The sequence below is a fragment of the Streptomyces sp. CBMA152 genome (genome assembly GCF_014596475.1).
Lineage (GTDB): Bacteria > Actinomycetota > Actinomycetes > Streptomycetales > Streptomycetaceae > Streptomyces.
In genome coordinates this window covers 288,969-310,573 of record NZ_MECJ01000028.1, presented here as the reverse complement: position 1 = coordinate 310,573, position 21,605 = coordinate 288,969, and the positions used below count along the sequence as shown (strand labels likewise).

Here is a 21,605-nt window from a genome sequence, read left to right as displayed (position 1 = left end):
CCTACAGGGCTTTTAGGGGCGCGGGGAACTGCGCGATCAACCAAGCACGGTCCGCACGGTGACGACGGCGGAGCCGAAGATTCCTAGGGGCGCGGGGCTGTGACATTGTGCGGCTCCGCCGCGTGGGCGCGACAAGCCACACACAACCCGCACCGCACCACTCACCCAAACCCCGGCGGCGCTCAACACCCGCCCCCACGAGGCCACCGATACGGCGACTCAAGCCGATACTCCCCGGCCCGCGGCACGGTGAGCCGAACAAACTCCCCGTCACGAGCAACGCACGCACCCCCCGTCGCCCGCAACCACGGCGAGTACGCGATCCGCACCACCGCGGATCCCGCACGCGGCATCCGCACCACGAGCGACGCGTCATCACCCCCCACGGCCACCCCCGGCGCGGACACCAACGGCACGGCACCCCGCACCCGGTACACCGTCCAGTGCTCATCCCGCCACACATGCTCCAACCACGGCGGCTGCTCCCGAACGAGCGAGGCCTCCGCCGTGGCGGGCCCGTCGGGCAGCCCGTCGTGCACGGCGACGTATCCGACGGCCCACCGATCGAGCCAGTCGCGATACCGCGCCGCCGTGAACGACCCGTCGTAGAACAGGCGGCCGCGCTCGACGTCGAGCTGCCGATTCCAGCCGCGAGCGGAATTGACGTCCGCCGCCAGCACCGCGGCCTCGCGATGGTTGCGCGCCGGTACGACCTCGACCCGCGTGCGGTCCGCCCCGAGCCGCCGCAACTCGCTGACCAGCCCGTCCGTATGCGCCGCCCACGCGGGCGTGACGGTGGAGACGTGAATGTCGTCGAGCGTCTTGTCGCGCAGCCAGTTGACGGAGACGAGCAGCGTCACGGCCAGCACGACCCGCCGCGTCCGGTCGAGCCCGGGCGCGAGCAGCGCGGCGAGCAGGACGGGCGGCCCGGCGAGCCCGACGAGCCGTTCCACGTTCGACCCGACGGGCGAGGCGACGAGGTACGTGAGCACCACACCGACCGCGTACACGGCGGCCCCGACCCGCACCACCTTCCACGTACGGGCGACGGGCGCGGCGAGCAGCAGCGCGGCGCATACGGCCAGCGGCATCCACACCTTGCCCAGCGCCATGGGCTGTTCGCCCTCGAAGGGGAAGAGAAGGGTGGTGGCTCCGACGACCGCGCACGGCGGCGCGCTCAGCACGGCGGCCTTCGCCCACTGCCTGTCGAGCCCGTACGCGGCGCCGACGACGAGCAGGAAGAGCCCGGCGACGGGGCTGGCCATGGTGGCGAGAGCGGTGCTCACACATGCGAGCACGAGTCGCGTTCCGGACCGCTCGGCCGATCCGAGAGCACTGCTCCGATCCCGGACCACTGCTCGCCGAACGGTTGTTGACCCCGCCCCCTGCACAAACAGACAGGCGGCCAGGGCGAACGACACCCCCACCGCGAACGTGGTCCGCCCCGAGACGACATTGCACCAGAGCGCGGCCGCCGCCAGAAGCGCGGGCCACAGCCCCCGCCAGGGACGGTCACCCCCGTCGCCCCGCGCGCCCTCCGCCCGTACGAACAGCAGGGCCATCAGCCACGTACCGGACAACCCCGCCGCGACCGAGACGGCCCGCACCCCGAACGCGGCCATCAACCACGGCGTGAGCAGGCTGTAGTTGGCGGTGTGCGCGCCGCCATACCAGGAGAGGTTGTACGCGGAGACCGGATGCCGCGCCGCGAAGCCCGCCCAGGCGAGCTGGGCCGCGAGGTCGCCGCCGCCGGTCGCGAGGAGCAGCGCCCACACCACGTACAGCGGAACGACGACCGCGGTGACGACGGCGGGCACGCGCCACTCGGGTCGCAGCCATCCGCCGCGCAACGGCGAGATGGCTCCGTCCCTGGTCGCGTCGGTCCTGTCGGTCCACAGGACTTGGCTGATCCCCACGTCGCCCCACCCTACGGTCCCGCACTGACACAGACAGTGATCGCTCTCACGGGCTGTCCACAGGGACGCACCAGGACGCACGGGGGTTGCCACGGCCGGTCGCCGGGCGGCGATTGTCAGACCTGGTCCCTACCCTCGAAGACATGATCACCACGCTGGCCGTCGAGAACTACCGCTCACTGAGGCACCTGGTCGTACGACTCGACCGCCTCAATGTGGTGACGGGTGCCAACGGGACCGGGAAGTCGTCCCTGTACCGCGCGCTGCGGCTGCTCGCCGACTCCGCGCGCGGGGGCGCGGTCGCGGCCCTCGCGCGCGAGGGCGGACTGCCGTCGACGCTGTGGGCGGGCCCCGAGCGGACGGGCCGGGCGGTCCGCGAGGGCCGCAGCCCGCTCCAGGGCACGGTCCGCACCGAACCGGTGAGCCTGCGCCTCGGATTCGCGGGCGACGACTTCGGTTACGCGGTCGACTTCGGCCACCCCGGCGGCGCGGCGGGCGACCCCGACTCGCTCTTCACGCTCGACCCGGAGATCAAACGCGAGTCGATCTGGAGCGGCCCGGTGCTGCGCCCGGCGACCGTGCTCTCCGAGCGGGCCGGGCAGGCGGTGAAGGTCCGGTCGGCCGACGGCACCTGGCAGCGTTCGGCGGGCGAGATCCGTCCGTACGACTCGATGCTCGGCGAACTCGCCGACCCGCAGCGGGCACCGGACGTCCTGGCGGTCCGCGAACGCGTCCGTGCGTGGCGCTTCTACGACCATGTACGTACGGACGCGCACGCGCCGGCCCGGGGCACGCACATCGGCACCCGTACGCCGGTCCTGAGCGGCGACGGCGCGGACCTCGCCGCCGCGCTCCAGACGATCCGGGAGATCGGCGACCGGGAGGGGCTGGACGAGGCGGTGGACGCGGCGTTCCCCGGCAGCCGCGTCGAGATCGACCTGGTCGGCGGCCGCCTCGAACTCCGCCTGCGCCAACACGGCCTGCTCCGCCCCCTGACCGCGCCGGAACTCTCCGACGGCACCCTGCGCTACCTGCTCTGGGTGGCGGCCCTCCTGACCCCGCGCCCCCCGGCGCTGATGGTCCTGAACGAGCCGGAGACAAGCCTCCACCCCGACCTGCTCACCCCCCTGTCCGCCCTGATCCGCAAGGCGACGAAGCACACCCAACTGGTGGTGGTCACCCACGCCCGCCCCCTGGCCGACGCCCTGTCCCACCGGGCCAACGTCATAGAACTGGTCAAGGAGTTCGGCCAGACGGTGGTGGAGGGACAGGGGGTGCTGGACGAGCCGGTCTGGCATTGGCCGAAGAGGTGACAGGGCCGCCTGAAGCGGCTACTCGGCGCGTTCGACGCGAGCGAACGAGGTACACACCCGACGGAACCCCGGGTGCCCCGACCGCCCTGTGTGGCTCATGCACTCCACGTCGACGGCCGCGCCGTCCGTTGAGGCCGCCGCCTGCCAGTCGCACCCCAGGCACTCCGCCTCGAACGTCACGTCCGTGCCGGGATGTCGAGCGATCCGATGCTCGACATACCGCAGTACCGAGCGGGCGGTCATCGCGGGCCCCGAGTCCGATGCGGATGGTTACGGATCTCCACGTCCGCATCCGTAACACCCGACAGATCTCCCCGATCCCGCGCGCCCTGCCGCTGCCCGACCAGCGCGACGCACACGTCGCAGCCCTTCGCCGGCTCGGGCGGATTGCACGGCAGGGACAGATTGACTGGGCTGTCCATTGTCGTCCTCGTGTTTCTCACGCTCTACGCCTCCCTGGGCGGTTGCTCACGTCGCGAGCAATCGTCGCCCGGAAAACAGGCAGGACGCGCATTCAGTCGCGCTGTCGACTAAAGATCAGGAACGGCAAACAGCTGCCCACTCGGACAGCTTCCCTCTCGCTTCGTATCCGAAGAGCGCGCACCTCTCGTATCCGGAGAAGTCGGCGAGGTAGCTGCGAATATCCTGGTGGTCACGCAGCACCAGGCTCCCTGTCGACGTCTCGACCGTCGCCAATGACGAGTCGTAAACAGTGAACGTATTCAAGGGGACTGTCGGTGTGGACGCTCCCACGGGAATCACGCCGAGCCGCACATTCGGCAGGTATGTGAGAGACGACAGGCGGTCCATCTGTTCGGCGAGAGCGAGGGGGCTGACGACGGGCCATCTGACGGCTTGCTCGGTGAGGAGGAACCGAAACGTCTTGGAGGTGTCGTACAGGACAGCCTGTCGCTCCAGCTTCCCGGCGACGGCCTTGCGCGTATCCGCCGTGGAGTGGGCAAGACTGGCCCGGACGTATTCGGGCGTCGCCAGCAGTCCTGTGACCATGGAGAGCAGGAAGAAGCGGATCTCGGTCGAGGAAGCTTCGAGCGCCTTCAGCTCCGACTGCCGGGTGCCCAGTCCCTTTCGCCGCAGATCCCGCAGGTTGCGCCACTCGGTGTTGGCGATCCGGGCCAGCGCGGAGACCTCCGCGACCAGGTCGGGCGGCGCATCGAGAGCCTTCAGGATCTGCTCGATGTCGACCAGGGAAGGGCGTACCTTCCCGTTCTCGATACGGCTCACCTTCGACTGGGACATGTTGCAACGCGCCGCAAGCCGATCCCCCGAGAGACCGGCTTGCTTGCGCAGCGAGCGGAGTTTCGCGGCCAGCTCCTGAGAGGAACGACCGAGCCGCTCAGGGTCGAACGTCACCCTTCACGTACTCCAGTCACGTACTCCGGAAATGGCACGGATTCGGATATCGCGATGTGCTGATACGCGATGAACGGCGCGACGTCGCCCTCGTACAGCTCGCGGCCGATCTGTGTTCCGTCGGTCTCGTAGTGCATGAGGACGACCGTGGAGCGGTCGAACATCCAGAAATCCGGGACTTTCGGGAGTGGATTCTTGCGGCCCGTGACGTCCAGAATTCTGATGTCCTCACCGGCGAGAGAGTGAGGTGTGTAGTAGCGGGAGAACTCGAAGCGCAGGTAGTCCGAGAGTGGCTGACTGAGAAGATGGACCCGTCCCTTTTGCTTGCCCTCGTTGCGCAACCGTTTCAAGTCCTCCGTATATGGAGACGAGTACGAACGGGGATCGACCTGCGCGCCGTTCTTGAACGCTTCGAACTCCGCGGACTCCTGGGGGACCAGATACTGCGGCAGGGTTTCCAGCCGCCAAGCTTCCCTCTGGAACTCCCGGAGCTTTGCGCGCCACTCGTCACCATCCAAGAGCACGAACTGCCTCCCGCAGCACCGATTCCGGGATCTCGACGAGCCCTTCCCCTTGAGGCGGAGTGAAGTCGCCGAACACAACGCCCTGGACGACGAACGACCCACGATCGGTGGCGTACACATGGGGGCAGTCGTCCTCGCCGCACTCCCCGTTCCCGTTGCCCGTGCCGGTGAGGCGGGTCAGCCCTGCACGCTCGGCCATGCGAAACCCCCTGCTGCGAGGCCCCGGTTGGAGCCGGTGAGGCCGACGGTACGGAGGTCGCGCGCGGCCGTCCATGCATACACGCGACTATGCACGTCCTCGCATAAACCCGGTGCCCCCGGGACAGAGGACATCGACCGTCGACGCCTCAACGGCTGGAACCTGAGCCGGGCCGACGGGCGGGCCGGCACGACCTCCGGACACCCCCCCATGTGAAGTGAACGTCGCCGTCCGTGCGTTCAGCTCCGCTGTACCTCGCTACCCTCCGCCGCTGTGGTGTTCCGCGGCCTCCTTGACGTTCCCCAGTGTCGTGAGAATGGCCGCGCGCTGCTTCTTCGGGAGGTTCAGCACCTTGTACATCGCCTTCATCGGCAGTGCGCCCCTGGCCGGTTCCTCCACCCGCATGTGGTGGGACAGCCGGGTGCCGCCGTTCTCGGGTTCCAGGTGGTAGTCCCAGTACGCACGGCCGCCCGAGCCCCGGTTCTCCTCCTTCATCGGAAGGAACGAGACCCAGCCGAAGTCATGCCCGCGGTCCACCGCCGTGACCTCCGACGGGGCGTCGAACCTCGACGGCCCGAACCTCTCGTGCGCCACCCACCGCGCCCCGATCTCCAGCGGCCCGTCGAACTCGATGCCCTTGGTGATGCTCTTGGGCCCGGCGAACTCCGGGTGCCGCCGCACGTCCGCCACGAGCGTCCACACCTCGTCCGGAGCGGCATCCACGTGAACGCTCTCCGTGATCTCCGACAGCGTCATCGCGCACCTCCGCGTGCCTCTCCTCCGATCATGCGCGCCCGGCCGCCGCCCCGCCATACTCAGGTCGGTGAGCCCACGCTCCTGCGGGCTGCACCCCTTGCCATCCGACGTCCCTGAGACGTCCCCGCAGGTCGGGGCTGGTGCCCGCCGGATTCGGCGGGCCAGCGTGAGTCTCGTATGAGGTTGTCGTACGCGATCCAGCTCTGCGGGACAGGTACGGGTGGCATCAGCATGGTCCCTCCACCAGGGAGGCCCGCGAGAAGCTGGTGATGATGTTCCGAAAGCCCGTGTGGCCCGTCCGCCCTGCGTGTCGGAGGCTCCAGATCTCCGGCGCCGCCGTGTCCTCCGCGCCGTCTGAGGCGTCCCCGCAGGTCGTGCACTCCGCCGCGTAGATCGGCCCGCTCCCGGAGGAGTCCGGCCTCAGTACCCAGTCTGCGTAGCGCCAGACCGCCCGCGTCCTCACGCCGACCGCCTCCCACCAGCAGTCGTAGACGGCGCTCCGCCGGAGCCTCGGTCAAGGTCGAAGCGACAAAGCACGCTCTTACCCCCGCCGTCATCAGGCGCCCACCACAAGCCATCGGCCAGGGTGCGCACGATGTGCAGCCCCCGCCCGTGATCGGGCAACAGTGCTTCGGGCAGGTCCTCGGCCAGATCCGGGCCGAAGCCGTCACCGAGCGGCAGCGTCGGCGGGTCGGTATCTTCGTCGGCCACCTCCACGAACAGCCATCGCGGCCAGGACCGCAGGGTGAGCGTGACGACGGGACGGTGTCCGGGCTCCATCGGGTCACGACCAGTGGTCACATGGAGCACCACGTTGCTGACCAATTCCGAGACGCACAGCTCCACGTCTTCTGCCAGGCGGCCGAGGTCCCAGTTCATGAGTGTCCCGACAGCCATACGCCGTGCAGCCTGCGGGGTGTCCTCCGCATCCGCGAAGAGCATGAGCGCACGGAAACGGTCCGTTGCGGCTACCCCGGCCTGCCCGACAACTCCCACCGCGGATGCCGGGAGTAAGCCGCGCACGATCTTTCCGGATTCCATGACACGATCGACCGCCCTCGGTCACGTCTGCCGGGACGTTCCCGGCAGGGTGGGCCGAGGATGCACCCCCTGTACCCGCCGTCGCTCCCCCCTCTTGGGGACCCCCCTCGTGGGTACACTCGCGACACGCACACCGAAGAGTTGTCAGGTCAATCACGACGGGGAAGTGAGATGACCGGAGTTGCTCCGACGCCAGCAGCGCTCCCGCCGCATGTGCTGGAACGTGCCGACGTCCGTTCAGCGATCGCCAACCACGACTTCGGCGAGGTCTTCAGACTCGCCCGGCTGCACGGCAAGATCAGCTACGCCAAGATCGCCGAAGCCGTCGGCTACAAGCGCGAGCACATCGGCAAGATGGCCAAGGACGAAACCGAAGGCAAAGGCGTCCGGCCCCGGATCACCCAGTACCGCAAGATCCTTGAAGTGGTCGACGGGCTACGTATCCCCGGCCGCCTCGCTGGGTTCTCCCCACGCCCGTGGGAGCTGGAGCAGCGGGCGAACACGTCCCAGCCGGAGGACCCGAGCACGTTGCTCGCGGAGGGGGGTGCGGGCCTCTGGGACATCGCCGAGCTACTGCGGCGGACAGAGATGTCCAGCATCAACAGTGCGGCGCTGGAGTCGATCGAGCTGGGCATCGACCAACTGGCCCGCGCCTACCCGTACGCCGATGCCGACTACCTGCACCAGCGCACCCGGAACGGCTTGCAGTACGTCACCAGGCAGCTTGAGAGCCGGATGACACTGCGCCAGCACCGGGAACTGCTGGTCGATGCCGGGTGGCTGTTCCTGCTGAACGCCTGCGTCCAGTACGACCGGGGCCAGCGGGAGGCCGCCAACCTCAGCAAGGCCGCAGCACTCCGGATAGGTGACGAGGCCGGACACGGCGAGATCAAGGCATGGGCGTGGGAGATCGAGGCATGGTTCGCCCTCACCCAGAACCGGTGGCAGGACATGCTCGACGCGGTCGAGGCCGGGCACATCGCTGACCAGGCGCACTCCGTCGGCGTGCAGCTGTACGCGCACAAGGCCCGCGCCGCCGCCCGCATGGGAAACCATCGACTGGTCCGCGACTCCCTGGACGCCGGGCGCGCGAGGCTCGACCGCCTGCCCCGCCCTGAGCACCCCGAACACCACTTCATCATCGACCCGGACAAGTGGGACTTCTACGAAATGGACGCGTACCGTCTGCTCGGAGACGACGAGCGCGCCGCCACCCACGCCCGGTCGGTGATCCGAATCAGCACGGGCCCGGACGGCACCGAGATCTCTCCCATGCGTGCAGCGGAGGCCCGCCTGACCCTCGGAGTCGCCGCCGCCCGAACCGGCGAGATAGAAGAAGCCGTCGGCATGGGCACCGAAGCCCTTGATGCCGACCGGAAGTCTCTGCCGTCCCTGCTTTTAGTCGCCAACGAGCTGGACGAGGAACTACGCGCCCGCTTCCCCCGCGAGATCGCCACGCGCGACTTCCACGAACGGGTCCTGAGCATCACGCGAGGCGCGATCACGCCCGAGCTTCCGTTCTGAACCCGGCCTGCTCGTGACCCCGGCCCCACTCCGCCAGGGAATGGAGCTGCGGTTCCAACGGTGCCGACGAGAGCGGGCCGTCCCTCCGGGAGGTCACTCCTCGTTCGGAGCAGGCGCGATACCTGTCGGGCAGGACGCCCCCCAGTTCGTCTCGAACGGGTCGCTCAGCTTGACCCCCGTGCCGCCTATGCCGCAGTACCCGTCCGGGTTCTTGTCGAGGTACTGCTGGTGGTACGGCTCCGCCGGGTAGAACGTGCGGCCCTGTGCCGGGAGGATCTCCGTGGTGATCGTCCGGTGGCCCGCCGCCGTCAGGACCTGCTGGTACGCCTCGCGGGACGCCTCCGCCACCGTGGCCTGCTCCGGGGTGTGGGTGTAGATCGCGGAGCGGTACTGGGTGCCCACGTCGTTGCCCTGGCGGAAGCCCTGGGTCGGGTTGTGGGATTCCCAGAAGAGCTTCACGAGGGTCGCGTACGAGACGATCTTGGGGTCGAAGACCACGCGGACCGCCTCCGTGTGGCCCGTCAGGCCCGAGCAGACCTCCTCGTACGCCGGGTTCACGGTGTAGCCGCCCTGGTAGCCGACCAGGGTCGTCCACACGCCTTCCGTCTGCCAGAACTTGCGCTCGGCGCCCCAGAAGCAGCCCAGGCCGAAGTCCGCCACCTCCAGGCCCTCGGGGTACGGGCCGAGCAGCGGGTTGCCGAGGACCGTGTGGCGGGACGGAACCGTGAATTCGGGCTCCGGGCGGCCCTTGAGGGCCTGCTCGGGGGTGGGGAGTACGGGCGTACGGCTGTTCAGGAACATCGCGGGGGCTCCTCCGCCAGGAGAGTCGGGTCGGGCGCAGTCAGTTCGGTTCCGTCGGGTGCAACCCGTTCAACGTTTCGGGAGTGCGAGGGATTCCGGCCACCGCTACCTCGGCAGCGTCGCCGGGTTCCCGCCGTTCGCCTCGTACCCCGCCACCGCCAGCGCGCGGTATATCGCGTACTGCTCCGCCGGGTCCTCGGACAGGGTCCACGGGAGCGCGCCGACGTAGCCGTCGAGGTGGACGAACTGGTCCATCGACTCGGACCAGCGCTGGGCGCCGACCAGGAAGAAGGCGAGCAGGTGGCGTACGTGGGCCAGGACCGGGTCGTCGGGGCGGGCCACGTGGACCGCGTGCAGCGCGCCCTCCATCGCGCGGCTCACCACCGCCGTGCGGTGGAAGTCGCTGACCATGACGATGTCGTCCATGTGCTCGTACACCGCGAACAGCGGCAGCGCGGACAGCAGCGAGCCGCGCGGGGCCCGCGCCGCCGCCGACGTCGCGAACTCGTCCGCCAGCTCGCGCGAGCCGTGCCACTTCTCGCACCAGTAGTGCAGGGCCGACAGATGCGCCCCCATGTGCTGCGGCGCGCGGTCGATCACCTTGGCCCACAGCTGCTCGAACTCCGCGTGCGGGTACGCCAGTCCGCGGGCCACCGCCAGCTCAGTGATGTACGGGACCGGGTCGCCCGGGGCCAGCAGCGCGGCCTCGGCGCAGACCGTGCGCGCCTCCTCCAGGATGATCCGGAAGTCGTCCTTGCCGGCCGACGACGACCGCCACGCCTGCTGCACAAGGAACTCCGCGTGCACCTGCGCCGCGCCCGCGTCCTTGGGCGCCTCCGAGCGCCACTTGCGCAGCCACGCGCCGCCCACGCCGGGGCGCTGCGCCAGTTCGAGCGACGCCGCGCCCGCGAACGCCTGGACGCGCTGCCAGCGCACCTCGCCCTCCTTGGGCGTGCCCGCGAGCAGCTGCGCCGCGGCCCGCCACTCCTGCGTCTGCTGCACCACGTCCAGTACGTCCAGGAGGTCCTGGTCCGGGCCCGGCAGCCGCACGTCCAGCTCCTCCTGGCGCGCGAAGCCGTACGCCTGAGGGTCCGCCGCGTCGGGCGCGCCCGGCTCGGCCAGCTGGATGCCGGCCCGGCGGCGGCGCATCATCCATGGGCCGAGGGCCATGCTCAGCATGCACGCGGCGATCAGGATCCAGAGAATCTCCATGCCTCAAGCGAACCAGACCCCACGGACATCTGGCCAACCCGCGCCCCGCCCTGTGGATAACCCGGCCCGACCCGCACGGCCGACCCGCGTCGGACCCGGCCCCACCGACGCCCTGCTCCGGGCCGGTTCGCCCCCGCCCCGTCTCACCCCCCGCCGCCCCGTGTCTCATCACCCGGTGACCGCCCCCAATGTCGCCACCGGGCGAACTAGGCTCTGGCCTCATGAGCCACGAGCACCTCGACAAGAGCTTCGAGACCATCGCGATCCATGCCGGAAACACCGCGGATCCGCTGACCGGTGCGGTCGTACCCCCGATCTACCAGGTCTCCACCTACAAGCAGGACGGCGTGGGCGGGCTGCGCGGCGGTTACGAGTACAGCCGCAGCGCCAACCCGACCCGTACGGCCCTGGAAGAGAACCTGGCCGCCCTGGAGGGCGGTGTCCGCGGGCTCGCCTTCGCGTCGGGCCTGGCGGCCGAGGACTGCCTGCTGCGAACGCTGCTGGTCCCCGGCGACCACGTCGTCATCCCCAACGACGCGTACGGCGGCACCTTCCGCCTCTTCGCCAAGGTCGTCTCCCGGTGGGGCGTGGAGTGGTCGGTCGCCGACACCTCCGACCCGGCGGCCGTACGGGCCGCCGTCAACGACCGTACGAAGGTCATCTGGGTCGAGACGCCCTCGAACCCGCTGCTCGGCATCACCGACATCGCGGCGGTCGCGGCGGTCGCCAAGGACGTCGGCGCGAAGCTGGTCGTCGACAACACCTTCGCGAGCCCCTACCTCCAGCAGCCGCTCGCGCTCGGCGCGGACGTCGTCGTGCACTCGCTGACGAAGTACATGGGGGGCCACTCGGACGTCGTCGGCGGCGCCCTGGTCACCAACTCGGCCGAGCTGGGCGAGGAGTTGGCGTACCACCAGAACGCGATGGGCGCGGTCGCCGGGCCGTTCGACTCCTGGCTGGTGCTGCGCGGCATCAAGACGCTGCCGGTCCGTATGGACCGGCACAGCGAGAACGCCGGGAAGATCGCGGAGATGCTGACCCGCCACCCGAAGGTGTCGCACGTCCTCTACCCGGGGCTGCCCGAGCACCCCGGCCACGAGATCGCGGCCAAGCAGATGCGCGCCTTCGGCGGCATGATCTCCTTCCGGGTCACGGGCGGCGAGCAGGAGGCGGTCGACCTGTGCGCCCGCACCAAGGTCTTCACGCTCGGCGAGTCCCTGGGCGGCGTCGAGTCGCTGATCGAGCACCCGGGCCGGATGACGCACGCCAGCGTCGCCGGGTCCGCGCTTGAGGTGCCGGGTGACCTGGTGCGTCTTTCGGTGGGCATCGAGAACGTCGACGACCTGCTGGCCGACCTCCAGCAGGCGCTGGGCTGATCCCTTCATGACCCCGTAGGGGTCCTGGGGTCGACGGCCCCAGGACCCTCACTACGTATGCGGCTCAGAAGCCGTCCACCGGTGGCGCCACCGTCGACGGCGGCGCCGTCCACGGGTGGACCCGCGCCGCCCACACCGTGAAGGCGACCGTCGCCGCAAGGATCACCAGCCACATCAGCCGCCGCGCGGCCTGTCGGCGGCGCAGCATCCGTAGCCCCAACTCGGCCGCCTGTGTGGCGAGTTCGGCCGGGACCGGCGGATGCGGGCCCTCCAGGAGGCGGCGGACCTCCGCCTCCTTGCGGTCGGGCAGGCTCATGACACCCCCTCCGCCGTCGCCCTCGGGCGCGGTTGCCGGGCACCCGTCGGGGTGCTGCGCATCGTCGCGATCGCGCGCGTGCAGATCACCCGGACCCGGTCCACCGGCAGCCCGATCAGCGCGGCGACCTGCTCCTCCGCGACCCCTTCGTACAGCCGCAGCACCAGGATCAGCCGCTCCTGCGGGGTGAGCGGGGCCAGGACACCCGCCGAGCGGTCGTGGTGCAGATGGTGGCGCCAGGCCGTGGCGGCGAACCTGGCGGCCAGCTCCTGGCGGGTGCGGACGTACGGGTCGTCGCCGCGCAGCGGGTCCCAGCGCGCGTACGTGCGGGCGAGGGCGGCCGTCAGCAGGCGGCGGGCCCGTTCGTTGTGCTCGGGGGGCTCGGCGGTGAGCAGGGTGGCGGCATGCAGCAGCCTGCCGCCCGCGCCCGCCACGAACGCCTCGAACTCGCGGGTGCTGCGGCGCCGCAGTTCCGCCTGGCGCGCGCGCATGGCCTCATCTGAAGGCAGCGCGCGCAGCAGGTCAAGAGGTCGGCGCCGCCGGTTCCTGGGTCGCCGACTGGCGGGCCGAGAGAGCTGAGTTGAAGCGGGTCAGGAGGGTGCAGAAGGACTCGCGTTCGTCCTCGGTCCACCCGTCGGTCACCCGCGCCATCAGCTCGCGCCGCGAGGAGCGCACCTCTTCGAGGCGGGCCTGGCCGCGCGGGGAGAGCTGCAGGACGACGGCGCGGCCGTCCTCCGGGTGCGAAGTCCGCTTCACCAGGCCCGTGTCGACGAGCGGCGCGACCTGGCGGGTGACGGTCGAGGAGTCGATGCCCATGCCCGCGGCGAGCGCCTTGACGCCCATCGGGCCTTCCTGGTCAAGCCTGTTGAGCAGCAGATAGGCGGCGCGGTCCATCGAGTTGCGGACCTGGCCGACGCCGCCGAGACGGGTCTGCTCCGCGCGGCGCGCGAAGATGGCCACCTGGTGCTGGAGGGCATCGAGGAGACCTGGGTCGAGATGGGAAGTCATGTCCTGAGTAGTGGGCATGGCCGGGGCTCTCTCGTGCGGCGGTCGGTGTGGTGGGGGACAGAGTACGCGGCCCGACCCGTACGCGTACCGGCCCTGCGCAAAGCTGTGGACAACTGCCCGGCGGATCCGGTCCGCAGCGGCCCCGGGGCCGATGAGCTGCGAGACTTGACGTCATGAGCTTCAGCACGCCTGGCCCCTTGCGTCCCCTCATCCTCGATGACATCAGAGGCGCGCAGAAGATGCTCGCGGGCGTCGCGCGGATGACCGCGATGGAGGGGTCGCGGCACCTGACGCAGCTGGTCGGCGCCCCGGTCCACCTCAAGTGCGAGAACCTTCAGCGCACCGGTTCGTTCAAGCTGCGCGGCGCCTACGTACGCATCGCCGGGCTGCGGCCGGAGGAGCGGGCGGCCGGGGTGGTGGCCGCGAGCGCGGGCAACCACGCACAGGGCGTGGCCCTCGCCTCCTCGCTCCTGGGCGTGCGCTCCACCGTGTTCATGCCGGTCGGCGCGCCCCTGCCGAAGGTCGCCGCGACCCGCGAGTACGGCGCGGAGGTGGTGCTGCACGGCGCCGTCGTCGACGAGACCCTTGAGGCCGCCGAGGAGTACGCGCGCGAGACGGGCGCCGTCTTCATCCACCCCTTCGACCACCCGGACATCATCGCGGGCCAGGGCACGGTCGGCCTGGAGATCCTGGAGCAGTGCCCGGAGGTACGCACGATCGTCGTCGGGATCGGCGGCGGCGGGCTCGCGGCGGGCATCGCGGTCGCGGTGAAGGCGGTCCGCCCCGATGTGAAGGTGATCGGCGTGCAGGCGGCGGCGTCCGCCTCGTATCCGCCCTCGCTCGCGGCCGGGCACCCGGTGGCGATCGACCCGGCGCCGACGATGGCCGACGGGATCAAGGTGGGCCGGCCCGGGGACGTGCCGTTCGCGCTGATCAGGGAGTTGGTGGACGACATCGTCACGGTCTCCGAGGACGATCTGTCCTCGGCGCTGCTGCTCTGCCTGGAGCGGGCCAAGCTGGTCGTGGAGCCCGCGGGCGCCAGCCCGGTGGCGGCGCTGCTGAGCGATCCGGGGCGGTTCCGGGGGCCGGTGGTGGCGGTGCTGTCGGGCGGCAATGTGGACCCGGTCCTTCTGCAGCGGATCCTGCGGCACGGGATGGCGGCGGCCGGGCGCTATCTGAGCCTGCGGGTGCGGATCATGGACCGGCCGGGGGTGCTCGCCGAGCTTCTCAGGGCGTTGTCAGTGGTCGACGCTAACGTCCTTGATGTGGGCCACGTACGGACCGACCCGCGGCTCGGACTCACGGAAGTGGAGGTGGAGTTGCACCTGGAGACGAAGGGGCCGGAGCACTGCCTGGAGGTCTCGGCGGCGCTGCGGGAGGCGGGCTACCAGATCATCTCCTGACGCCCGCGCCGAGGCCGCCGAAAACCCCTTGAGAAAACGCGATACATCGCGTTAGCCTGTGTCCTGCGCCACAGCTCCACCGGGCACTCCATGTCCGGCAAATCTAGGATTTGTGTACAAACGACACCCAACTCTGGGGGTACCTCATGCCAGGCGCCATCTATGCCGAAGGCCTGGTGAAGACGTTCGGCGACGTAAAGGCTCTGGACGGCGTGGACCTCGATGTCCCCGAGGGCACGGTCCTGGGCCTGCTCGGCCCCAACGGCGCCGGCAAGACCACCACCGTGCGCGTGCTCACCACCCTGCTCCAGCCCGACAGCGGCCGGGCCACGGTCGCGGGCATCGACGTGCTGAAGCACCCCAACGAGGTGCGCCGCGCGATCGGCCTGTCCGGCCAGTTCGCGGCGGTCGACGAGTATCTGACCGGCCGCGAGAACCTCCAAATGGTCGGCCAGCTCTACCAGATGAAGTCCAAGGAGGCGAAGGTCCGGGCGGGCGAGCTCCTGGAGAAGTTCAACCTCGCCGACGCGGCCGACCGCCCCGCCAAGACGTACTCCGGCGGTATGCGCCGTCGGCTCGACCTCGCCGCGGCCCTGGTCGTGTCACCGCCCGTGATGTTCATGGACGAGCCGACGACGGGCCTGGACCCGCGCAACCGGCAGCAGCTGTGGGAGGTCATCCAGGAACTCGTCGCGGGCGGCACCACGTTGCTGCTCACCACGCAGTACCTGGAGGAGGCCGACCACCTCGCGCACGACATCTGCGTCGTCGACCACGGCCGTGTCATCGAGCGCGGCACCGCCGACCAGCTCAAGGCCCGCACCGGCGGCGAGCGCGTCGAGGTCGTGGTGCACGAGCACGACGAGCTGGGCCCGGCCCGGGCCGTGCTCGCCGGGTTCGGCAAGGGCGAGGTCACCGTCGCCGAGCACACCCGCAAGCTCACGGTCCCGGTCAGCGGCGGCGCCAAGCTGCTGGCCGAGGTCATCCGCGAGCTCGACAACCGGGGTGTGGAGATCGACGACATCGGGCTGCGCCGCCCCACGCTCGACGACGTGTTCATCTCCCTGACCGGCCACGCGGCCGAGCTCAGGGAGGAGAACGGCGAGGCGCAGGACCCCAAGTCCCGTAAGCGCGGCAAGAACCCGACCGAGCAGGAGGTCTCCTCGTGACCGCCGTCATCGATGCCCCGCGCCTCGTCGCTCCGCAGCCGCGCGGCGGCGTCGTCCAGTCGATCAACGATTCGCTGGTCGTCGCCAAGCGCAACCTCATACGGATGATGCGCATCCCGGAGATGATCATCTTCGGGCTGATCCAGCCGATCATGTTCGTGGTGCTGTTCAGCTACGTCTTCGGCGGATCGATGAACATCGGCGGCTCCACTAGCGCCGATGTGTACCGGAACTTCCTGATGGCAGGCATCTTCGCCCAGACCGTCACGTTCGCCACGGCGGGCGCGGGCGCGGGCATCGCCGACGACATGCACAAGGGGCTCATCGACCGGTTCCGGTCGCTGCCCATGGCCCGTGGTGCGGTCCTCACCGGCCGTACGCTGGCCGACCTGGTGCAGACGGCGCTGACCGTCGTGGTGCTCGCCGTCGTTGCCTTCCTGGTCGGCTGGCGGATCCACCACGGCATACCGAAGGCGCTCGGCGCGTTCGCGCTGCTGCTTCTGCTGGGGTACGCGTTCTCGTGGATCGGCGCGCTGATCGGGCTCACAGTGCGGACGCCCGAGGCGGCCACGTCGGGCGGGCTGATCTGGCTGTTCCCGGTCACCTTCATCTCGAACGCGTTCGTGGACTCCGGCCAGATGACCCCCTGGCTGCGCCACATCGCCGAGTGGAACCCGTTCAGCGCCACCGTCCAGGCCTGCCGCGACCTCTTCGGCAACCCTGGCGTTTCACAGTCGGGCGCCTGGCCGATGCAGCACCCCGTGTACGCGTCGCTGCTGTGGTCTGTGGTGATCATCGTGCTGTTCCGGACGCTTGCGGTGCGTAAGTATCGGTCTGCCACTGCGTGACGCGTCGCTGGATGCGTTGATGTTCGGGTGCGGACCGGTGGGGGCTGGTCGCGCAGTTCCCCGCGCCCCTTAGGTGACCCCGGAACGCGGCACATGACGAAGCCCCCGGCATCCCGCCGGGGGCTTCGTGGGACGGATCTGCTGATCTCGTACGCGGGCTCAGCCCGTGTACGGCGTCGCCGCGAGGATCTTCACCGAGGCCTTGCGGCCGTTCGGGAGCTCGTACTGGGCGTCCTCGCCGATCTTCTTGCCGTTCACGCCCGAGCCGAGCGGGGACTGCGGGGAGTACGTCTCGATCTCGGTCGACGCGTACTCACGGGAGGCCAGCAGGAACTCCAGGGTGTCGTCCTCGTCGCCGTCGAAGGCGATCGTGACGAGCATGCCGGGGGCCACCACGCCGTCGGCGGCGGGGGCCTCGCCGACCTTGGCGTGCTCAAGGAGCTGGGTCAGCTGACGGACCCGGAGCTCCATCTTGCCCTGCTCCTCCTTGGCCGCGTGGTACCCGCCGTTCTCCCGGAGGTCACCCTCCTCACGGGCCGCCGCGATCTTTACGGCGATCTCCGTGCGCGCGGGACCAGACAGGTACTCCAGCTCGGCCTTGAGCTGGTTGTACGCCTCCTGGGTCAGCCAGGTGACGTTGTCGCTGGTCTGGGTCACAGGTGCTCCTCGTCGGTACTGGGAATACAAGCGCATCGCCCTACCCAGAAGGATGTTCCCTCTCGGGTGGGCGAAACCACGAGCCTAACAATTCAGGGCCCGAAGGGGGAGGACGGAAACCGTATGGGAATCGTCGCCGCAGGTCAGCGCCGTCGGGGCGGGGGCGTCGACGCTCCGGGCCGACCGGGTCGGGTTGACCGGCCGGGGTCGAGCGGGGCCGAGCGGGCCGAACCGCGGAAGATCCGGTCAGGCCGACTTGCAGCCCACCAGGTCGACCGCGGTCGCCCGCGACGTCGTCTGGACCCTGATCACCTGGTCGATCCGGCCGGAGTGCTGCTCGAAGCGGACGTCCTTGCGGCCGACCTCGTCGCCGTCGGCCTCCAGGGCGCGCAGCGTGCAGACACCGGTCTCGCCGCTGTCCTTGCGCACTTCCAGATGCACGTCAACGGCCTTGGCGGAGACCACCTGGAACGTGATGACCTGGGCCGAAACCGACTTCCCGGACACATAGTCGTATCCGATCCAGCCGATCACACCGAGCGCGACCGCGCCGAGCACGGCGCCGATGACCTTGAGCTTGTGGTCGGCACGCTGGTCCGCGGTGCGTCCGTAGCGCCCCTCCGGGAGCGGTTGGCTTGCCGCGGCCATGATCGTCCTCCTGCTGCTGGGGGTGCCGGAATTTTCCGTCCCCCGATTCGGTCACTATAGAAGCCGCCCATCGCGCCGGATCACAGAGGGCAACACAGAGGGCGCCGAAATCACTGAGGATCTTGTCTTGACTGAGCAGCTGCGACTGATGGCCGTGCACGCCCACCCCGACGACGAGTCGAGCAAGGGCGCGGCCACCATGGCGAAGTACGTGTCCGAGGGGGTGGACGTGCTGGTGGTGACCTGCACGGGCGGCGAGCGCGGCTCCATCCTCAATCCGAAGCTCCAGGGCGACAAGTACATCGAGGAGCACATCCACGAGGTGCGCAAGAAGGAGATGGACGAGGCCCGCGAGATCCTCGGGGTCAAGCAGGAGTGGCTGGGCTTCGTCGACTCCGGGCTGCCCGAGGGCGACCCGCTGCCGCCGCTGCCGGAGGGCTGCTTCGCGCTGGAGGACGTCGACAAGGCGGCCGGCGAGCTGGTGAAGCAGATCCGCTCGTTCCGTCCCCAGGTGATCACCACGTACGACGAGAACGGCGGCTATCCGCACCCCGACCACATCATGACCCACAAGATCTCGATGGTGGCGTTCGAGGGCGCGGCGGACGCGGAGAAGTTCCCGGAGTCCGAGTTCGGCCCGGCGTACCAGCCGCAGAAGCTCTACTACAACCAGGGCTTCAACAAGCCGCGCACCCTGGCGCTGCACCACGCGCTCCTTGACCGGGGCATGGAGTCCCCGTACGCGGAGTGGCTGGAGCGCTGGAAGGAGTTCGAGCGGGTCGAGCGCACGCTGACCACGCACGTTCCGTGCGCCGAGTTCTTCGAGATCCGCGACAAGGCGCTGATCGCGCACGCCACGCAGATCGACCCCGACGGCGGCTGGTTCCGGGTCCCGATGGAGATCCAGAAGGAGGTCTGGCCGACGGAGGAGTACGAGCTGGCGAAGTCGCTCGTGGACACTTCCCTCCCCGAGGACGACCTCTTCGCGGGCGTACGCGAGAATGCCTGATATGAGCGCAAGCCTCGCACTGACACATCTCGTCCCTCTGGCCAAGGAGGTCGACGACAACAAGGTGACGCCCGGCGTCCTCGGCTTCATCGTCTTCGCGGCGCTCGCCGTGGGCGTGTGGATGCTGATGAAGTCGATGAACCGCCACATGCGCAAGGTCGACTTCGAGGAGCCGCCGGAGGCGGCGGAGCCGACCCCGGCCGCCGCCTCGGGCAACGGTGCCCCGAAGAAGGCCTGACGCAGGTCACCCGAGGCCGCGCCTCAGCGGGCGTGGTCGGCGAGGGACAGCAGCAGGTGCGCGGACTCCGGCCGCAGCTGGTCGGAGTGCGCGCCCGCGGGGCCCCGTCCCTCGCTGAAGACCCCGCCCGCGTCGACACTGACGAACCAGTGGTCGAGCGCGCGGCGGGGATACGGCGTGTCCGGCGCCATCATCCGGATCGCCGATACGGGCTCGGGCGCGGTCCCGATGCCCTGGCCGCCGATCCCGGCGCGCTGCTCGGCGAGGCGGTGCCACAGGCCGGTGGCCCGGTCGTGATGCGAGTACGTGGCGACGACCGGCCCCCGCAGCGGCGCCTCGGCGAGCGCCGTGAAGATCTCCTCGAAGGCGTCGCGCGGCGCTGCCATCTGCAACAGCAGCATGCTGTCCACCGTGAACGGCCGCCCGGGCGGCCCCGGTCGGCTCCAGCCGAGCGTGCCGCTCTCCCTCGCCGCCCACTGCACGGCCTCGCACAGCACCCGGCAGCCGAACGAGTGCCCCACCAGATGCAGGAACTGCCCGTCCCGGTTGGCGAGCACACCCCCGGCGGCCGGGTCGGCTCGGCGCGCGTCGAGATAGCCGAGCAGCTGCCCGATCACCCGGCCCGCGTGCCCGTCGCCCCTGCTCAGTACGTGCGCACGGTCGCGGATGCGCCGATAGCCCGGCAGGGACGGACTGCTGTGCGACGGCCAGCGCACGAGCACCGGCCAGGGCGCGAAGTCGGCGCCGAGCGCCGGATAGAGGGCGCCGTGGCGCGCGTACTGCTCGGTGGTGAGCGCGAGGAGGCGCTCGGCCGCCGCGTGCGCCGCGTCCGACCCGGTCCGCCAGCCGTGGACGTACACGACGATGTCGGTGGCGTACGGCGGCGGCCGCAGCTCGGCGGCGAAGTGGTCGTCGAGACGGTGTACGGGGACGGGGTGCCCGGCGTCGAGCACGCGCCCGCTCTCGTCGAGATCGACGACGTTCATACGGTGGCTTCCTGTTCCCCGACGGGTTCGTCGGCGCGCTCCAGACGGCTGTCCATGCCGCAGCGCAGGGCGTACGCGAAGCCGAGCGGATTGCGGCAGGTGTCCGCGAAGTGGCGGGCCAGGGCGTGGGCGATCTCGCCGGCGGTCCGCCCGCCGCGAAGATAGCGGGTGACGAACTCCAGCGCGTACTCGGCGGCGAACGCCTGCGGCATCGCGATCTGCGGGCCGAGCACCCCGCGCGCCCCGCTCCTGATGAGGGCGCGGCCGAGGTCGGCGTGGTCCTCCTCGGCGTCGGACGCGCCCGCGTGGCAGGCGTTGAGCAGCACGAACGGCCGGAACGGGCTGTCGGGGCCGAACGCCCGCCGCCGCTCTCGTACGAGCTGCGCGTCGATGGCGACGTCGTCGCTCAACTTGAGGACCAGATAAGGCGGTTGACCCCCGTCGTACGCGAAGTGACCGTGGCACCAGAAGTACATCAACTGGTCGTCGAGATCGCGGTCGTCGAGCGCGGCCATCAGCTCCCGGCGGGTGGTGCGCTCGACGAGCTTGGTGTCCCGCGCGAGCGCGGCGGCGACGTCGGCGGCGCGGGTGAGTCGGCGGCGGTCGATGGCGGTGTCGTGGTTGAGGCTGACGACGGGCGTGCAGGGCGCGGCCGGGTACTCGTCCGGCCAGGGGTAGGAGAGCCCGGTCTGCTCGATCTGGTGCCGGTGGCCGAGGAAGCGGTGCAGAGGCGCTTTGGCGTGCTCCTTTGGCATGGCCAGCATCGACCAGGGGATGAAGAGATCCGAGTCGAACCGGATGCGGAGGTCCTGCTGGGCGAGCGTGTCGACGAGATAGCCCCGGAAGACGTCGACTTCGCGGCTGCCGCCGTGGAGCAGTACGCCGAAGAGCAGGTCCATGCCGATGTGCGCGAGCTCGTCGACGATCGCGTCGAGCTCGCCCGGCGGCTGGCCGGTGAGATCGGTGAGTTCGGTGTACGGGAACTCCGGGCGCCCGGGTTCAGGCATGCCGTCCGGCCCCAACGGCCGGTGCCGTACGAGCAGTTCGTTCCACTTCGAGCAGAGCCGGGCCGCCGCCCGTACGGCGTCCGGCCGGGCAGCGAGCTCGGCCTTGTGCTCGCACCCCTTGAGCGTGGGCACGCGCGGCCCGTACATCCGGGCCAGCAGCCGGTCGCCGCCCAGGTCGAGGCTGAACACGACGTCGGGGCCGGTGACATGGAGGCCCGGGAGGCGGGTGAAGCCGTCGCTGGGGTCGTCGACGACGCGGACGGGGAGGTCTTTCGGCATCGTG

The 21,605-nt window shown here is 70.1% G+C and carries 23 protein-coding genes; 8 read left to right on the top strand and 15 right to left on the bottom strand.

All coding sequences use genetic code 11. The annotated features are described in order from the left end of the window. Positions 1-182 precede the first annotated feature (182 nt). Positions 183-1,817, bottom strand: a complete 1,635-nt coding sequence (locus tag BG418_RS24905) for a hypothetical protein (RefSeq protein WP_188276566.1) — start codon at positions 1,815-1,817, stop codon at positions 183-185. 242 nt (positions 1,818-2,059) lie between these two features. Here BG418_RS24905 and BG418_RS24900 point away from each other — a divergent pair, with 242 nt between their 5' ends. After that, a complete protein-coding gene (locus BG418_RS24900; RefSeq protein WP_188276206.1) occupies positions 2,060-3,229 on the top strand; it encodes an AAA family ATPase in 1,170 nt (389 codons plus the stop codon). A 537-nt stretch (positions 3,230-3,766) separates the two neighbouring features. On the opposite strand, the gene BG418_RS24895 is transcribed toward BG418_RS24900, so the two are convergent. The 5 genes from BG418_RS24895 to BG418_RS24875 form a co-directional block, all read right to left on the bottom strand. After that, positions 3,767-4,600 carry a Scr1 family TA system antitoxin-like transcriptional regulator gene (locus BG418_RS24895; RefSeq protein WP_188276205.1) on the bottom strand — a complete coding sequence of 278 codons (834 nt, stop codon included), beginning with the start codon at positions 4,598-4,600 and terminating at the stop codon, positions 3,767-3,769. Continuing rightward, entirely contained in the window at positions 4,597-5,124 is a 528-nt protein-coding gene (locus tag BG418_RS24890; protein ID WP_188276204.1) for a DUF6879 family protein, read from the bottom strand. The genes BG418_RS24895 and BG418_RS24890 overlap by 4 nt, the downstream gene beginning before the upstream one ends. Continuing rightward, the gene (locus BG418_RS24885) at positions 5,108-5,323 is read right to left on the bottom strand and encodes a hypothetical protein (protein WP_188276203.1); all 216 of its coding nucleotides are present in this window, start codon (positions 5,321-5,323) and stop codon (positions 5,108-5,110) included. The genes BG418_RS24890 and BG418_RS24885 overlap by 17 nt, the downstream gene beginning before the upstream one ends. A 258-nt stretch (positions 5,324-5,581) precedes the next feature. Beyond that, positions 5,582-6,079: an SRPBCC family protein gene (locus BG418_RS24880; RefSeq protein WP_188276202.1), complete on the bottom strand. Its 498-nt coding sequence runs from the start codon at positions 6,077-6,079 to the stop codon at positions 5,582-5,584. Positions 6,080-6,538: 459 nt separating this feature from the next. Further along, on the bottom strand, positions 6,539-7,021 hold the full coding sequence (locus BG418_RS24875) for an ATP-binding protein (protein WP_223185353.1): 483 nt from the start codon (positions 7,019-7,021) through the stop codon (positions 6,539-6,541). 270 nt (positions 7,022-7,291) lie between these two features. On the opposite strand from BG418_RS24875, the gene BG418_RS24870 reads away from it, so the two are divergent. After that, positions 7,292-8,644 carry a tetratricopeptide repeat protein gene (locus BG418_RS24870; RefSeq protein WP_188276200.1) on the top strand — a complete coding sequence of 451 codons (1,353 nt, stop codon included), beginning with the start codon at positions 7,292-7,294 and terminating at the stop codon, positions 8,642-8,644. A 93-nt stretch (positions 8,645-8,737) separates the two neighbouring features. Here BG418_RS24870 and msrA read toward each other — a convergent pair whose 3' ends face one another. Both msrA and BG418_RS24860 read right to left on the bottom strand, forming a co-directional pair. Next, entirely contained in the window at positions 8,738-9,445 is a 708-nt protein-coding gene (gene msrA / locus BG418_RS24865; RefSeq protein WP_188276199.1) for a peptide-methionine (S)-S-oxide reductase MsrA, read from the bottom strand. A 105-nt stretch (positions 9,446-9,550) separates the two neighbouring features. Then, complete coding sequence (locus BG418_RS24860; protein WP_188276198.1) at positions 9,551-10,657, bottom strand: hypothetical protein; 1,107 nt, start codon at positions 10,655-10,657, stop codon at positions 9,551-9,553. 221 nt (positions 10,658-10,878) lie between these two features. On the opposite strand from BG418_RS24860, the gene BG418_RS24855 reads away from it, so the two are divergent. Next, complete coding sequence (locus BG418_RS24855) at positions 10,879-12,033, top strand: cystathionine gamma-synthase (RefSeq protein WP_188276197.1); 1,155 nt, start codon at positions 10,879-10,881, stop codon at positions 12,031-12,033. Between the two features lie 64 nt (positions 12,034-12,097). Here the strand turns inward: BG418_RS24855 and BG418_RS24850 are convergent, their stop codons facing one another. From BG418_RS24850 to BG418_RS24840, 3 genes are read right to left on the bottom strand one after another with little or no spacing between them, the layout of a single operon-like run. Continuing rightward, positions 12,098-12,349: a hypothetical protein gene (locus tag BG418_RS24850; RefSeq protein ID WP_188276196.1), complete on the bottom strand. Its 252-nt coding sequence runs from the start codon at positions 12,347-12,349 to the stop codon at positions 12,098-12,100. Next, a complete protein-coding gene (locus BG418_RS24845; RefSeq protein ID WP_188276195.1) occupies positions 12,346-12,840 on the bottom strand; it encodes a sigma factor-like helix-turn-helix DNA-binding protein in 495 nt (164 codons plus the stop codon). Before BG418_RS24845 ends, BG418_RS24850 begins: the two co-directional genes overlap by 4 nt. A gap of 31 nt (positions 12,841-12,871) precedes the next feature. Further along, on the bottom strand, positions 12,872-13,375 hold the full coding sequence (locus BG418_RS24840) for a MarR family winged helix-turn-helix transcriptional regulator (RefSeq protein WP_188276194.1): 504 nt from the start codon (positions 13,373-13,375) through the stop codon (positions 12,872-12,874). A gap of 155 nt (positions 13,376-13,530) precedes the next feature. On the opposite strand from BG418_RS24840, the gene ilvA reads away from it, so the two are divergent. The 3 genes from ilvA to BG418_RS24825 all read left to right on the top strand — a co-directional run bounded on the left by ilvA (position 13,531) and on the right by BG418_RS24825 (position 16,777). Beyond that, complete coding sequence (ilvA, locus tag BG418_RS24835) at positions 13,531-14,760, top strand: threonine ammonia-lyase (protein ID WP_188276193.1); 1,230 nt, start codon at positions 13,531-13,533, stop codon at positions 14,758-14,760. A 146-nt stretch (positions 14,761-14,906) separates the two neighbouring features. Beyond that, the gene (locus BG418_RS24830; RefSeq protein ID WP_188276192.1) at positions 14,907-15,929 is read left to right on the top strand and encodes an ATP-binding cassette domain-containing protein; all 1,023 of its coding nucleotides are present in this window, start codon (positions 14,907-14,909) and stop codon (positions 15,927-15,929) included. After that, positions 15,926-16,777, top strand: coding sequence for an ABC transporter permease (locus BG418_RS24825; RefSeq protein ID WP_188276191.1), 852 nt, complete (start codon positions 15,926-15,928; stop codon positions 16,775-16,777). Before BG418_RS24830 ends, BG418_RS24825 begins: the two co-directional genes overlap by 4 nt. A 159-nt stretch (positions 16,778-16,936) precedes the next feature. Here BG418_RS24825 and greA read toward each other — a convergent pair whose 3' ends face one another. Both greA and BG418_RS24815 read right to left on the bottom strand, forming a co-directional pair. Continuing rightward, positions 16,937-17,434 carry a transcription elongation factor GreA gene (gene greA / locus BG418_RS24820; RefSeq protein ID WP_188276190.1) on the bottom strand — a complete coding sequence of 166 codons (498 nt, stop codon included), beginning with the start codon at positions 17,432-17,434 and terminating at the stop codon, positions 16,937-16,939. Between the two features lie 246 nt (positions 17,435-17,680). Beyond that, entirely contained in the window at positions 17,681-18,082 is a 402-nt protein-coding gene (locus BG418_RS24815) for a DUF4307 domain-containing protein (RefSeq protein ID WP_188276189.1), read from the bottom strand. Between the two features lie 127 nt (positions 18,083-18,209). Between BG418_RS24815 and mca the strand changes: the two genes are divergently transcribed. Continuing rightward, positions 18,210-19,091, top strand: a complete 882-nt coding sequence (gene mca, locus BG418_RS24810) for a mycothiol conjugate amidase Mca (RefSeq protein WP_188276188.1) — start codon at positions 18,210-18,212, stop codon at positions 19,089-19,091. Further along, positions 19,084-19,329, top strand: a complete 246-nt coding sequence (locus tag BG418_RS24805; protein ID WP_188276187.1) for a hypothetical protein — start codon at positions 19,084-19,086, stop codon at positions 19,327-19,329. The genes mca and BG418_RS24805 overlap by 8 nt, the downstream gene beginning before the upstream one ends. A gap of 23 nt (positions 19,330-19,352) precedes the next feature. On the opposite strand, the gene BG418_RS24800 is transcribed toward BG418_RS24805, so the two are convergent. Together BG418_RS24800 and BG418_RS24795 are read right to left on the bottom strand one after the other, a co-directional pair. After that, entirely contained in the window at positions 19,353-20,315 is a 963-nt protein-coding gene (locus tag BG418_RS24800; protein WP_188276186.1) for an alpha/beta hydrolase, read from the bottom strand. Beyond that, a complete protein-coding gene (locus BG418_RS24795) occupies positions 20,312-21,601 on the bottom strand; it encodes a CHAT domain-containing protein (RefSeq protein ID WP_188276185.1) in 1,290 nt (429 codons plus the stop codon). The genes BG418_RS24800 and BG418_RS24795 overlap by 4 nt, the downstream gene beginning before the upstream one ends. Positions 21,602-21,605 lie beyond the last annotated feature (4 nt).